The 12,435-nt window shown below is 42.1% G+C and carries 14 protein-coding genes; 6 read left to right on the top strand and 8 right to left on the bottom strand.

Annotated elements, in window-relative coordinates:
• Positions 1 to 23: 23 nt before the first annotated feature.
• Positions 24 to 389: a YraN family protein gene (locus tag BACCOP_RS04505; protein ID WP_040311829.1), complete on the bottom strand. Its 366-nt coding sequence runs from the start codon at positions 387 to 389 to the stop codon at positions 24 to 26.
• A 69-nt stretch (positions 390 to 458) separates the two neighbouring features.
• Here BACCOP_RS04505 and BACCOP_RS04500 point away from each other — a divergent pair, with 69 nt between their 5' ends.
• Both BACCOP_RS04500 and BACCOP_RS04495 read left to right on the top strand, forming a co-directional pair.
• Positions 459 to 692 carry a hypothetical protein gene (locus BACCOP_RS04500; RefSeq protein ID WP_007566785.1) on the top strand — a complete coding sequence of 78 codons (234 nt, stop codon included), beginning with the start codon at positions 459 to 461 and terminating at the stop codon, positions 690 to 692.
• Between the two features lie 4 nt (positions 693 to 696).
• The gene (locus BACCOP_RS04495) at positions 697 to 1,131 is read left to right on the top strand and encodes a nucleoside deaminase (RefSeq protein WP_007566783.1); all 435 of its coding nucleotides are present in this window, start codon (positions 697 to 699) and stop codon (positions 1,129 to 1,131) included.
• Positions 1,132 to 1,170: 39 nt separating this feature from the next.
• On the opposite strand, the gene BACCOP_RS04490 is transcribed toward BACCOP_RS04495, so the two are convergent.
• Positions 1,171 to 1,656: a dihydrofolate reductase gene (locus BACCOP_RS04490; RefSeq protein ID WP_007566781.1), complete on the bottom strand. Its 486-nt coding sequence runs from the start codon at positions 1,654 to 1,656 to the stop codon at positions 1,171 to 1,173.
• Positions 1,657 to 1,680: 24 nt separating this feature from the next.
• The gene (locus BACCOP_RS04485) at positions 1,681 to 2,475 is read right to left on the bottom strand and encodes a thymidylate synthase (RefSeq protein ID WP_022126068.1); all 795 of its coding nucleotides are present in this window, start codon (positions 2,473 to 2,475) and stop codon (positions 1,681 to 1,683) included.
• Positions 2,476 to 2,585: 110 nt separating this feature from the next.
• On the opposite strand from BACCOP_RS04485, the gene BACCOP_RS04480 reads away from it, so the two are divergent.
• A complete protein-coding gene (locus BACCOP_RS04480; protein WP_040311828.1) occupies positions 2,586 to 4,004 on the top strand; it encodes a methyltransferase RsmF C-terminal domain-like protein in 1,419 nt (472 codons plus the stop codon).
• Here BACCOP_RS04480 and BACCOP_RS04475 read toward each other — a convergent pair.
• Positions 3,988 to 6,099 (bottom strand): DNA topoisomerase 3, encoded by a 2,112-nt coding sequence (locus BACCOP_RS04475; protein ID WP_007566776.1) that lies wholly within the window; start codon positions 6,097 to 6,099, stop codon positions 3,988 to 3,990. The genes BACCOP_RS04480 and BACCOP_RS04475 overlap by 17 nt on opposite strands.
• A 232-nt stretch (positions 6,100 to 6,331) precedes the next feature.
• Here BACCOP_RS04475 and BACCOP_RS04470 point away from each other — a divergent pair, with 232 nt between their 5' ends.
• Positions 6,332 to 8,590 (top strand): cation:proton antiporter, encoded by a 2,259-nt coding sequence (locus BACCOP_RS04470; protein ID WP_007566772.1) that lies wholly within the window; start codon positions 6,332 to 6,334, stop codon positions 8,588 to 8,590.
• 36 nt (positions 8,591 to 8,626) lie between these two features.
• Positions 8,627 to 9,052 carry an HIT family protein gene (locus BACCOP_RS04465; protein ID WP_007566771.1) on the top strand — a complete coding sequence of 142 codons (426 nt, stop codon included), beginning with the start codon at positions 8,627 to 8,629 and terminating at the stop codon, positions 9,050 to 9,052.
• A gap of 64 nt (positions 9,053 to 9,116) precedes the next feature.
• Here the strand turns inward: BACCOP_RS04465 and BACCOP_RS04460 are convergent, their stop codons facing one another.
• The 3 genes from BACCOP_RS04460 to BACCOP_RS04450 are packed head-to-tail and all read right to left on the bottom strand — an operon-like array spanning position 9,117 to position 10,751.
• Positions 9,117 to 9,542, bottom strand: coding sequence for an RNA-binding S4 domain-containing protein (locus BACCOP_RS04460; protein WP_007566770.1), 426 nt, complete (start codon positions 9,540 to 9,542; stop codon positions 9,117 to 9,119).
• An 8-nt stretch (positions 9,543 to 9,550) separates the two neighbouring features.
• Positions 9,551 to 10,114 carry an aminoacyl-tRNA hydrolase gene (gene pth, locus BACCOP_RS04455; protein WP_007566769.1) on the bottom strand — a complete coding sequence of 188 codons (564 nt, stop codon included), beginning with the start codon at positions 10,112 to 10,114 and terminating at the stop codon, positions 9,551 to 9,553.
• A gap of 40 nt (positions 10,115 to 10,154) precedes the next feature.
• The gene (locus tag BACCOP_RS04450) at positions 10,155 to 10,751 is read right to left on the bottom strand and encodes a 50S ribosomal protein L25/general stress protein Ctc (RefSeq protein WP_007566767.1); all 597 of its coding nucleotides are present in this window, start codon (positions 10,749 to 10,751) and stop codon (positions 10,155 to 10,157) included.
• 343 nt (positions 10,752 to 11,094) lie between these two features.
• Between BACCOP_RS04450 and BACCOP_RS04445 the strand changes: the two genes are divergently transcribed.
• Positions 11,095 to 11,856 carry an SDR family NAD(P)-dependent oxidoreductase gene (locus BACCOP_RS04445; RefSeq protein ID WP_007566765.1) on the top strand — a complete coding sequence of 254 codons (762 nt, stop codon included), beginning with the start codon at positions 11,095 to 11,097 and terminating at the stop codon, positions 11,854 to 11,856.
• Between the two features lie 90 nt (positions 11,857 to 11,946).
• Here the strand turns inward: BACCOP_RS04445 and BACCOP_RS04440 are convergent, their stop codons facing one another.
• Positions 11,947 to 12,339, bottom strand: coding sequence for a PUR family DNA/RNA-binding protein (locus tag BACCOP_RS04440; RefSeq protein ID WP_007566762.1), 393 nt, complete (start codon positions 12,337 to 12,339; stop codon positions 11,947 to 11,949).
• Positions 12,340 to 12,435: the final 96 nt, after the last annotated feature.

The raw sequence follows: 12,435 nt of genomic DNA, 5'->3' as shown, positions 1-12,435 counted from the left end.
TTAAACTTTCTGTTTTTACAATTTTACCAAACGGGAGGCAGAAATGCCTCTTGGATATGTTCTATATGAAAGGGAGGTTCTGTGCCCGTTACTGTAATAATATCGAAGCGGACCGGAAGGTCTATTTCGAATCTTTTGATATATGTATCAGTCGAAATGATGATATTTCTTATTTTCCGGTCGGTGATAGCTTCTTCAGGCTTGCCGAACTCTTCGTTTCGCCGGGTTTTTACTTCAACGACAATCAGTTCACCGTCTTTTTGTGCAACAATATCCAGTTCTCTCTTGCCGGAATGCCAGTTGCGGTGACGGATGCTATATCCTTTGCTCATTAAGTATTCGGCAGCTGCGTTTTCCCCCTCTTTCCCTAGTTCATTGTGTTTAGCCATTTTGTTTTTTGCAAAAATACGCATTTTCTGTTTTGTATTTGGTTGAAGTGTACTAATTTTGTATTTGCAATGATGAATAACGGGAAAAAAAGAAAAAAGGTACCTCCATCGGTTCCGCCACGCAAACGGCGGATGGTGTGTTTGATGAGTGAAGAAGAAGTGCAGATTGTAGACCGTTATCTGGAAACTTACCAGATAAAGAACAAGGCGCGCTGGCTTCGTGAAACGATATTGGCATTCATTCATCAGAATATGGAGGACGATTATCCTACTTTGTTTAAGGAACACGATATGCGCAGATAAGTTTATGGCTGATGATGTTTTTTATATGAAGCAGGCCTTGATTGAGGCGCAGAAAGCTGCCGACAGGGGAGAGGTCCCTGTGGGAGCAGTTGTTGTTTGTCGCGACCGTATCATTGCGCGTTCGCATAACCTGACGGAAACCCTGAACGATGTGACGGCACATGCGGAGATGCAGGCTATTACGGCTGCTGCCAATACTTTGGGTGGCAAGTATCTGAATGAGTGTACACTTTATGTGACGGTAGAACCTTGCGTAATGTGTGCTGGAGCGATTGCTTGGGCACAGACGGGTAAACTGGTATTCGGTGCGGAAGATGAAAAAAGAGGTTATCAGCGATATGCTCCCGATGCCTTACATCCCAAGACGGTGGTAGTAAAAGGTATTCTTGCCGATGACTGTGCACAACTGATGAAAGGCTTTTTCAAAAAGAAGAGATAAAAAAGATAATCCCCGCCGGTGAAGCGGGGATTTATTGTTTTAGATACGTTCGTAATCTACAAAGTGATAAGCATATTCATGCTTTTCGTCGGTAGAATGGCTTTCTCGTTGTACTTCTTTCCATTCTTCGGAATTGATGGGAGGGAAAAACGCGTCGGCTTCCTTTTCTGAATCCTCTATTTCGGTAATGTTTAACTTGTCGGCAAGAGGCAGCGCTTCGGCATACAGACTTGCTCCTCCTATAATATATACTTCTTCTTCCTCTTTACATTGTTCCAAAGCTTCTTGCAGGGAATGAAAACATTCAGCACCGGGAAAATCGTGGCAGCTACGGCTCAGCACGATGTTGCGGCGGTTGGGCAAGGCGCCTTTGGGCAGTGATTCGAAAGTCTTTCTACCCATGATGATGGTATGTCCGGTAGTAAGCGCTTTGAAGCGTTTCAGGTCATTGGGCAGCCAATACAACAGTTTGTTTTCGAATCCGATTCCTCTGTTTTTATTGATAGCAACGATAATCGACAGCATATTTTTTATGTTTGATTATATGGGTTAAACAGATACTTTTCCTGCAATGTGAGGCCATGGGTCGTAGTTTACCAGTTCGAAGTCTTCGTATTTGAAATCGAAGATATTTTTTACATCCGGGTTCAGAAGCATTTGAGGTAGTGGACGAGGGCTGCGGGTTAGTTGCAAGTCTACCTGTTCCTGGTGATTCAGGTAGATGTGTGCATCACCTATCGTATGTATAAAATCTCCTGCCTTCAGTCCGGTAACCTGAGCCATCATTTGCAACAGTAAGGCATACGACGCAATATTGAACGGCACTCCGAGGAACGAATCGGCACTACGTTGATACATTTGCAGGCTCAGACGTCCGTTGGCTACATAGAACTGGAAAAACATGTGGCAAGGCGGAAGATTCATGTTCTTCAGGTCGGCCACATTCCATGCGTTGACAATGATTCGTCTTGAATCAGGATTGTGCTTGATGGTTTCCACTGCTTCCGAAATCTGGTCGATGAATCCTCCTTCATAATCGGGCCATGAACGCCACTGATAGCCATAAATATGTCCCAGGTCGCCATTTTCGTCGGCCCATTCATTCCAGATACGTACACCGTTTTCTTGTAGATATTTTACATTGGTATCACCTTTCAGGAACCAGAGTAGTTCGTGGATAATCGATTTCAAATGGAGCTTTTTGGTTGTTACCAGCGGAAAACCTTCTTCCAGATTAAAGCGCATCTGATGTCCGAATACACTAATCGTACCAGTTCCGGTACGGTCTTCTTTCTTGACACCTTCCGTGCGGATGCGTTGTAGTAAGTCTAAATATTGTTTCATTAGAATGAGTTTCTTTATTTTTATTTGCAAAGGTATAGAAAATATCTTGGGGGAAAATGCTATTTATCTTATTTTTGCAGCACGAAAACCATATCGAACACATTATTTATATGAACCTTCCTTCCGATTTTGTTACACGTACCCGCAGTTTGATGGGAGAAGAACAGTTTGAAAAATTAGCTGAAGCTTTACAGCATGATACTCCCGTAAGTATTCGCTTGAACCGGAATAAATGTAAGTCTGTTCCTGCTGAAAGTACTTCTATCCCCTGGTGCGAAACTGGATATTACCTGAGTACACGTCCTACGTTTACTTTCGATCCCTTGTTTCATGCCGGAAGTTATTATGTGCAGGAAGCATCTTCCATGTTTGTGGAACAGGCTTTGCGCCAGTATGTACACGAACCTGTTGTCATGCTTGACCTTTGTGCTGCTCCGGGAGGAAAATCTACATTGGCCCGTTCGGTTTTGCCTGAAGGCAGTATGCTGGTAGCCAATGAGGTTATGAGAAACCGTTCTCAGGTATTGGCAGAAAATCTGATAAAATGGGGAGATGAAGGAGTCGTTGTTACGAATAATGATCCGGCTGATTTTGCTCCACTACAAGCTGTGTTTGATGTGATTCTGACTGATGTACCTTGCTCTGGTGAAGGGATGTTCCGCAAAGATCCGGTAGCGGTAGACGAGTGGAGTGTGGAAAATGTCGATATCTGCTGGCAGCGGCAGCGCCGTATTCTGACAGATATCTGGTCTTGTCTGAAACCGGGAGGTCTCTTGATTTATAGTACATGTACATATAATCGTGAAGAGAACGAAGATAATGTGTCATGGATTGCCCGTGAACTGGGAGCTGAAATTCTTCCTGTTGCGGTTGGTGAGGAATGGAACATTACAGGGAATCTGACCGGTGGCGAGTTTCCGGTATATCGCTTTCTGCCTCACCGTACGGTAGGAGAGGGATTATTTCTGGCAGTGCTTCGTAAGAATGAAGATGATACGTTAAGTTCCTCAGACTGTATGGGAAAGCGTCTGAAAAAAGATAAAAAGAAAAAAGGACAGAAAGCCGGTGGACAGACGGTGGCATGTCCGAAGGACGTCAAGGCATGGGTAAACCGTCCGGAAGACTATTTATGGACAGTAGATAACAATATCGTAACGGCTTTTCCTGTAGCATATCAGGATTTGTATGAAATGATAAAGTCTACTTTGAAAGTCTTGCATGCCGGAGTAACGGTAGCCGAGCTGAAAGGGAAGGATTGTATTCCCGACCATTCGCTGGCTATGTCGACAAGGCGCTGTGAAGACTGTTTCCCCGTAGCAAACCTGACGTACGAACAGGCTATTGCCTATTTAAGAAAAGAAGCGGTTGTACTGGATGCAGGAGTACCCCGTGGATATGTTTTGGTAGCATATCAGAATGTCCCTTTGGGTTTTGTAAAAAACATCGGAAATCGTGCCAACAATCTTTATCCACAGGAATGGCGTATACGTAGCGGTTATTTGCCGGAAAATCTTAAAATGGTTTTCTGAAAGTACATCCATTTTTCCATTCCGAACACCCGTAGGAAGTCTTCCCTTTGATAATATGCCCTTTGCCGCAGAGTGGGCAGAGGGTACCTGTTATTTCATCTCCTTTTATTTCGTTACCTTCTGTTGATACCGAAAAAAGAGTTTCAGCCTGAGGTGTTTTCTCTTTATTGGTATTGCCACTCGCTTTACGTGTACGTTTAGGTTTAGCTGGAGATGCATCATTTTCGGTATCCGATGATTTTGTTTTCGAAGAGCTGTTCTTCTTTGTTTTTGCTTGCGGAGTTCCTTTTTCGGGTGCATCTTCGGGCATGATAGTTACCCGGCGGTTTGTATTGTCACGAAGTACACTGTATACAATTTCTGTTACCATCTGTTTCAGTTCGGTAAGAAATGTAGCGGCATCGTAACTGCGGCGTTCTATCTCACGAAGTTTCTTTTCCCATATACCGGTCAACTCTGCCGATTTCAGCAACTCTTCGTGAATAAGCTGTATCAGTTCCACTCCTGTCGGAGTAGCAATCAGATTTTTTCTTTCCTTGCGGATGTAGTGACGCTTGAAAAGTGTTTCGATGATAGCCGCACGGGTAGACGGACGGCCGATACCATTTTCTTTCAGGGCATCGCGCAATTCGTCATTGTCAACCAGCTTACCAGCCGTTTCCATGGCACGGAGCAGAGTGGCTTCGGTATAAGGCTTGGGGGGCTGGGTCCATTTTTCCGTCAAATCGGGAGTATGAGGTCCGCTTTCCCCTATGGTAAAGAGAGGAAGTACACGTTCTTCTTCATTTTCTTTTGTTTCTTCCTGCTGTTCTTTGGCAAAAATTACTCTCCATCCGGGTTCCAGAATCTGCTTTCCGGTTGCCTTAAATTCCACTTTATCGACTTCTCCCAATACCGTAGTTGTAGAAAATTTACAGTCCGGATAAAATACAGCGATAAAACGGCGTGCTATCAGATCGAATACACGCTTTTCCATGTCAGTCAGTCCCTGAGGCTGTACTCCGGTAGGGATAATGGCATGGTGGTCGGTAACTTTTGAGTTATCGAAAACTTTTTTTGATTTAAGTAGTTTCTTTCCGGCTAACGGGGCTGTAAAACCTGCATAATCTTTCAGTCCGGCAAGAATATTCGGACATTTGGGGTAAATATCATCACTTAGAAAAGTTGTATCTACACGTGGATAAGTAGCTACTTTCTTCTCGTAAAGCGACTGGATAAGCTGCAAGGTCATATCGGCCGAGTAGCTGAACTTTTTGTTACATTCTACCTGCAATGAAGTCAGGTCGAACAAGCGGGGAGGAGCTTCTGTTCCTTTTTTGGCCGATACATCGGTCACGGTAAAATCTGAATTTTTTACTGTTTCCAGGAATTTCTCTCCTTCCTCTTTAGAAGAAAATTTACCTTTTGTAGAGTTGAAAGTCGTTTCCCTGTATACAGTCTTAAGTTCCCAGTAAGGTTCAGGTTTAAAGTTCTCTATCTCTTGCTGTCGTTTGACTATCAGGGCAAGTGTCGGAGTCTGTACTCTTCCGATGGAAAGTACTTGACGGTTTTGTCCGTATTTTAATGTATACAGACGAGTTGCATTCATTCCCAATACCCAGTCGCCTATGGCACGGCTCAGGCCGGCTTCGTACAACGGCTGAAATTCGGACTGGTCTTTCAGGCTGGCAAACCCTTCTCGAATCGCCTCTTCAGTAAGTGATGAAATCCACAGGCGCTTGACCGGACAGTGTGCTCCTGCTTTCTGCATTACCCACCGTTGAATCAATTCTCCTTCTTGTCCGGCATCACCACAGTTGATAATCTCATCAGCCTGCTGCATCAGCCCTTCTATAATGTGGAACTGCTTTTCTATACCCGGATCGTTTATCAGCTTGATGCCAAACCGGGGAGGTATCATCGGCAAGCTGCTTAAGCTCCATGCTTTCCACGACGGAGTATACTCGTGCGGCTCTTTCAGTGTACAAAGGTGACCGAAGGTCCAGGTTACCTGGTATCCGTTTCCTTCGATATATCCTTCTTTCCGGTTTCTTGCACCTAATACTTCGGCTATGTCGCGTGCCACACTGGGCTTTTCGGCTATGCAGACTATCATCTTTCCTTTCTGATAATATTATGATTATTGTCGGGCAAAGTTAGTCAAAAATACTCATATAGTAATTGTCCGTTGCTTCAATTCGTAATTTATCCTCTTCATACCCTCTGTAAGTATAAAAAAATCTTTTTGGAAGGTTTTCTTATCCGAAAGGAAATAACTTGCTTTCTGGCGACGCAACTTTAAAATTATTACTTATTTTTGCGGCAATAATTATAAAATGTAGTTACAAATGTCCCAATTAACTCCATTAATAAGCGATTTGGCACTGATTCTGATTTGTGCCGGTATCATGACGCTTATATTTAAAAAGCTGAAGCAACCTCTGGTACTGGGGTATATTGTTGCCGGCTTTATCTGTACCCCACATTTTAAGTTTACTCCTTCGGTTGTTGATTCTGCCAGTATTCATATCTGGTCGGAGATTGGTGTAATCTTTCTTTTGTTTGCATTGGGACTGGAGTTCAGTTTCAAAAAGCTGATGAAAGTGGGAGGCTCTGCTGTAATATCTGCCTGTACCATTATCTTTTGTATGATTCTGGTAGGAGTCTTCGTCGGTTGGACTTTTGGCTGGAATCGTATGGATTGTATCTATTTGGGTGGTATGCTTGCCATGTCATCTACCACTATTATCTATAAGGCATTTGATGATATGGGACTCCGGCAGCAACGCTTTGCTGGTTTGGTTTTGAGTATCTTGATTCTGGAAGATATTCTTGCCATTGTCCTGATGGTTATGCTGTCTACTATGGCAGTGAGCCAGAACTTCGAAGGGGGAGAGATGGTATATAGTATATTGAAGCTGCTGTTTTTCCTGATTCTTTGGTTTGTAGTGGGAATTTATGGAATTCCGCTTTTCCTGAAACGGGTTCGTAAACTGATGAGCGACGAAACCTTGCTGATAGTGTCGCTGGCACTCTGTTTTGGAATGGTTTATCTGGCAGCTCTTGTTGGTTTTTCTCCTGCTTTTGGTGCTTTTATCATGGGATCTATTTTATCGGAAACAATCGAGTCGGAGCATATAGGAAAACTGGTTTCACCTGTGAAAGATTTGTTTGGAGCTATATTCTTCGTATCTGTAGGTATGATGGTCGATCCAGCGATGATTGTAGAGTATAAGTATCAGATTCTTGTTATCGTTCTTGCTGTTTTGCTGGGACAGACTATTTTCGGAACTACTGGTGTATTGCTTTCCGGACAACCGCTGAAAACGGCTATGCAATGTGGTTTCAGTCTGACACAGATTGGTGAGTTTGCATTTATCATAGCTTCACTTGGAGTAAGCCTGAAAGTAACAAGTCATTTTCTTTACCCTATAGTAGTGGCTGTTTCGGTAATTACTACATTCCTTACTCCTTATATGATTCGTCTTGCAGTACCGGCATATAATGTGATAGATAAATATATGCCATCCCGTTGGCGTCGGTTACTGGACAGATACTCGTCGGGAGCCTCGGTGGCTAACCATAGCAACAACTGGAAGAAGCTGGTTATAGCTATTATCCGCATAGTCTTGATTTACGCTGTGCTTTCGATAGCTGTTACAGCACTGTTCTTGCATTTTATTGTACCATTGGCTACAGACATGTTGGGAGATTTATGGGGACGGATATTGGGTGCAGCTCTAACGATTGCTGCTATAGCTCCTTTCTTGCGCGCCATGATTATGAAGAAAAACCGTTCGGAAGAATTTAAGTCGTTATGGTCGGACAGCCGGTTTAATCATGCTCCGCTTATTTCAATTATTCTGCTTCGTATTGTGATAGCTATAGGCTTTATTGTATTTATAATTGAAAACCTGTTCCGTGCTTCGGCTGCCTTGATGGTTGGTATAGCTATTATTGTAGTTTGTGCTATGATTTTATCTCGTTTCCTTAAAAAGCAGTCAATTGTGCTGGAACGTACGTTTGTCCGGAATTTGCATTATAAGGAAATCCAGCAGGAGTATTTGGGAGAAAAGCAACCTGAGTATGCTGGAAGATTGCTCGACCGTGACCTTCACTTAAGTGACTTTTTGATTCCTGCGGAATCTGCATGGGCCGGAAAAACATTGAGAGAACTTGATTTAGGTAAAAAGTATGATGTGCATGTAGCATCTATTATCAGAGGAAAGCATAGGCTGAACATTCCTGATGGAAATACTTGTATTTTCCCAAATGATTTGATTCAGGTTATCGGAACAGATGAACAGTTGTCGCTTTTTGCATCGGTAGCCGAGAAGGCAATACATACTTACGACGATGAAGATTTTGGAAAGCATGAGATGAAGCTGAAGCAGTTTGTTGTCGCTAAAGATTCACCTTTCGTCGGACATAGTATTATAGAGTGTGGCATACGTAATAAATATCATTGTCTGGTAGTAGGTATAGAATCGGCTGGAGAAGATGTATTGCGTACTCCTCAGGTGCATATGCCTTTAAAAGAGGATGATGTGGTTTGGGTAGTAGGGGAAGAAGACGACCTGAACCAGTTGTTTGCCTATTGTTGTTGAAAGCAGTTATTATAATTTATTAAATATAAAGTTATTATGAAAAGTGATCCGAAAGAATGTTTGTATTGTCAGAACAATGAAACATTGCATAATTTAATGATTGAAATTGCTCAACTGAGTGTTTCACGTGTATTCCTTTTTAAAGAACAGACTTACAGAGGTCGTTGTCTGGTTGCTTATAAGGATCATGTAAACGACTTGAATGAACTGAGTGATGAAGAAAGAAATGCTTTTATGGCAGATGTTGTACGTGTAACTCGTGCTATGGATAAGGCATTTCATCCGGAAAAGATAAATTACGGAGCTTATAGTGACAAACTTTCTCACTTACATTTTCACCTGGCTCCGAAGTATGTAGATGGTCCCGATTATGGAGGAACATTCCAGATGAATCCGGGTAAAGTTTATTTGAGTGATGCTGAATATCAGGAACTGATTGATGCAATTAAAGCTAACTTATAGTTTTATTACATAAAGAAACCGGATACGGGGTTGCATAAGATGCATGATCCGTATCCGGTTTTGCTTATTCTTCATCTTCATTATCATCGAAGTCAAAATCAAAATCGCCGAGATATTCGGGAGTAAAGAACTCATCCAGATCTCGTCGGTCTTTTTTAGTGGGACGTCCCGTACCTTTTGCACGATTCACGAAACCACTGATTTTACTCATTTCCAATAGTTCGTATTGGTCGGGAGTGGTAACGTTTTCCATGATTTCAGGAACTAGCTTCGCTCCTACGCGTTTTTCTATAGCCTGCAATACCTTAAACGAGTAGGTAATAGGTGGTTTCTTCACTTGGATTACATCACCCGGCTTTATCATTCGTGCAGGTTTGGCCTGGGCACCATTGATACATATTCTGCCCTTTTTACAAGCCTCGGCAGCAATGGTGCGAGTCTTGAATATGCGGGCAGCCCACATCCATTTGTCAATTCTTGCTTCAGCCATATTGCTTTTTATTTGTTATTAAACTGATTCATGGTAATGTTCAGTCCGGCAAGACAAAAGCTCTTGATAATCTCAGCCGCAGTTTCAAGACGTTCGGGCATCAGTTTCATGTCGTCATCATTGAATTTACCCAGAACATAGTCTATCTGTCCTCCTTTGGGAAATTCATTTCCGATACCGAAGCGCAGACGGGCATAGTTTTGTGTACCAAGGGTTGCAGCTATATGTTTCAATCCGTTGTGTCCCGCATCGCTTCCTTTACCTTTTAAGCGCAAGCTTCCGGATGGGAGTGCAAGGTCGTCTACAACGATAAGTACATTTTCCAACGGAATTTTTTCCTGCTGCATCCAATATCGTACAGCGTTTCCACTCAGGTTCATATAAGTAGAAGGCTTCAATAAAATAAGCTGTTTACCCTTGAGCGAGAGTGTTGCTGTTGCTCCGTATCGTCCGTCCTTGAAAACAATATTGGACGCCTTTGCAAGGGCGTCCAATACCATAAATCCTATGTTGTGGCGGGTTTCATGGTATTCAGCACCAATGTTGCCCAGCCCTACAATCAAATATTTCATTGAAAGGGATTTTTGTTGTTTGTCAGATTGTTAAATCAGATTATTTACCTGCAGCAGCCTGAGCACCACGAGCAGCACGAGTCAATTTAACTGCACAAACAACAGCTTCTTTTGCATTCAGCAAAGTCAGACCTTCGTAGTTCAATTCACCAACTTTGATAGTCTTACCCAGACCCAAGTTAGTTACGTTTACAACAAGACGTTCTGGGATCAAGTTGTAAAGAGCTTTCACTTTCAGCTTACGGGTCTGAAGAGCCAATTTACCACCGGCTTTCACACCTTCTGCCAAACCTTCCAACTGTACAGGAACTTCCATTACGATTGGGTTTTCTTCGTTAATCTGCAAGAAGTCAACGTGCAGGATAGCATCTGTTACAGGGTGGAACTGAATATCTTTCATGATAGCGTTTACTATCTTACCGTCGATGTTCAAGTCTACTACGTAGATATGCGGTGTGTATACCAACTTACGCAAACCGTCAACAGTTACAGTGAAGTGAGTTGCGACTTGGTTTCCGTTTTCGTCTTTCTGCATTCCGTACAATACGCAAGGAACACCATTGTTCTGACGCAAGCTATGAGCAGCTTTCTTTCCTGTTTCAGTTCTCAAAGAACCTTTAATTTCGATTGATTTCATTGTTTGAAAATTTTTTGTGTTACTCTAAATTAAGTTGTTTTTGTTGCTTAATTCGCCATCACACGATGTGGTATATCACACGATGAGCTTAAAAAAGCGGTACAAAGGTAGTGATAATCTTTGAGTTTGCAAAATGTGTATGAAGCTTTTTAACCTTTTCTGATAAAAATCTGTTGGAAATGAATGGTAATGAAGCCAATGTTTGTCTAAAAAATGTCAGAATATTTTTCTGGTAAATGTGTGAATGTTAGTTTTCGATATAAAACAAATTCTTCGAAACAATAACTTTTATATTTTTGCGAATGATAATGATTGGTATAATACCTAAATATATTTTGGTTTTATGAAAGGAAAGACAATATTTATTACAGGTGCTACAAGTGGCATAGGAGAGGGGTGTGCGCGTAAATTTACTTCAGCAGGATGCAGGTTGATATTGAACGGAAGAAATGTAGAAAAGCTGGAAGCGCTGAAGCGGGAACTTGTTTTGTCAGGGTGCGAAGTGCTTACTTTGCCTTTCGATGTGCGCGACCGTGAGGCGATGAAGCTAGCTCTTGACTCTCTCCAAGAGGAATGGAAGAATATTGATGTGCTGATTAATAATGCGGGACTGGTAATCGGGCTTGATAAGGAACATGAAGGATCGCTTGATGAATGGGATGTGGTGATCGATACCAATATAAAGGGATTGCTGGCAATGACTCGGATGGTAGTTCCGGGAATGGTAGAGCGTCAGTGCGGACACATTATTAATATAGGTTCGGTAGCAGGTGATGCAGCCTATGCAGGTGGAAGTGTGTATTGTGCAACGAAAGCAGCAGTCAAAGCATTGTCCGACGGACTGAGAATAGACCTTGTTGATACACCTCTGCGAGTAACAAATATTAAGCCGGGGCTTGTAGAAACAAATTTTTCTGTCGTACGATTCCGGGGAGATAAAAGTAAAGCCGATGCTGTATATAAAGGTATACGTCCGCTTACAGGGGATGATATTGCTGAGGTGGTGTATTACGCAGCTTCTGCTCCGGCACATGTACAGATAGCCGAAGTGCTGGTTATGCCTACTTATCAGGCTAACGGAACAGTCTGTCACCGTAATGTGTAAAAAATAAAGCTATATCAAAATAGATTGACGTATGTGTCTGTTGCCCTATTTTGATATAGCTTTATTATCGGAAAGCGTTTTCCGTATTTATTAGAAATCTATGTCTATCTTTATTTCATCTGACTGCAAGTGTTCGCTAGATACATTGGAAAATTGAGAAGCATCTGTTGTATCAGCTACATGGCTTTCTCCGGCTATCGAACCCTGTTCACATTCTATATACTGAATAGTTTCCTGAAGCCCGGTTAAGAACTTCTCGAAGTCTTCCTTGTATAAAAATATTTTATGCTTCTCGAAGCTGACTTGAGGAGAACTTCCCTCGGCCGACACTACTTTCTTGCTTTCTGTTATGGCAAGAAACATTTCTCCTTTTCTGTTTTTCTTTACGTCCAGATAGTAAATACGCTTTCCTGCCTTAATGGCTTTAGAAAAAACAATTTCTTTGTCTACGTCTGTTGCTGTATTTCTTTTCAAGTCTTCCATAATTTGTATGTTATAAAATCGCTTCAAATTTGATGATTTTTTTGAAATATACAAAAGAACTGCCTCTCAAAATTGCGTTTAGATAATTTTTTTGTG

It is taken from the genome of Phocaeicola coprocola DSM 17136 (assembly GCF_000154845.1).
Taxonomy (GTDB): Bacteria; Bacteroidota; Bacteroidia; order Bacteroidales; family Bacteroidaceae; genus Phocaeicola; species Phocaeicola coprocola.
The sequence above is the reverse complement of the archived record's forward strand: the minus strand, read 5'-3'. Positions and strand labels throughout refer to the sequence as shown.

What these genes read in the sequence shown, in the direction of transcription:
- BACCOP_RS04505 (WP_040311829.1), bottom strand. Translation starts at nt 389, where the DNA reads ATGGCTAAACACAATGAACTAGGGAAAGAGGGGGAAAACGCAGCTGCC.
- BACCOP_RS04500 (WP_007566785.1), top strand. Translation starts at nt 459, where the DNA reads ATGATGAATAACGGGAAAAAAAGAAAAAAGGTACCTCCATCGGTTCCG.
- BACCOP_RS04495 (WP_007566783.1), top strand. Translation starts at nt 697, where the DNA reads ATGGCTGATGATGTTTTTTATATGAAGCAGGCCTTGATTGAGGCGCAG.
- BACCOP_RS04490 (WP_007566781.1), bottom strand. Translation starts at nt 1,656, where the DNA reads ATGCTGTCGATTATCGTTGCTATCAATAAAAACAGAGGAATCGGATTC.
- BACCOP_RS04485 (WP_022126068.1), bottom strand. Translation starts at nt 2,475, where the DNA reads ATGAAACAATATTTAGACTTACTACAACGCATCCGCACGGAAGGTGTC.
- BACCOP_RS04480 (WP_040311828.1), top strand. Translation starts at nt 2,586, where the DNA reads ATGAACCTTCCTTCCGATTTTGTTACACGTACCCGCAGTTTGATGGGA.
- BACCOP_RS04475 (WP_007566776.1), bottom strand. Translation starts at nt 6,099, where the DNA reads ATGATAGTCTGCATAGCCGAAAAGCCCAGTGTGGCACGCGACATAGCC.
- BACCOP_RS04470 (WP_007566772.1), top strand. Translation starts at nt 6,332, where the DNA reads ATGTCCCAATTAACTCCATTAATAAGCGATTTGGCACTGATTCTGATT.
- BACCOP_RS04465 (WP_007566771.1), top strand. Translation starts at nt 8,627, where the DNA reads ATGAAAAGTGATCCGAAAGAATGTTTGTATTGTCAGAACAATGAAACA.
- BACCOP_RS04460 (WP_007566770.1), bottom strand. Translation starts at nt 9,542, where the DNA reads ATGGCTGAAGCAAGAATTGACAAATGGATGTGGGCTGCCCGCATATTC.
- pth (WP_007566769.1), bottom strand. Translation starts at nt 10,114, where the DNA reads ATGAAATATTTGATTGTAGGGCTGGGCAACATTGGTGCTGAATACCAT.
- BACCOP_RS04450 (WP_007566767.1), bottom strand. Translation starts at nt 10,751, where the DNA reads ATGAAATCAATCGAAATTAAAGGTTCTTTGAGAACTGAAACAGGAAAG.
- BACCOP_RS04445 (WP_007566765.1), top strand. Translation starts at nt 11,095, where the DNA reads ATGAAAGGAAAGACAATATTTATTACAGGTGCTACAAGTGGCATAGGA.
- BACCOP_RS04440 (WP_007566762.1), bottom strand. Translation starts at nt 12,339, where the DNA reads ATGGAAGACTTGAAAAGAAATACAGCAACAGACGTAGACAAAGAAATT.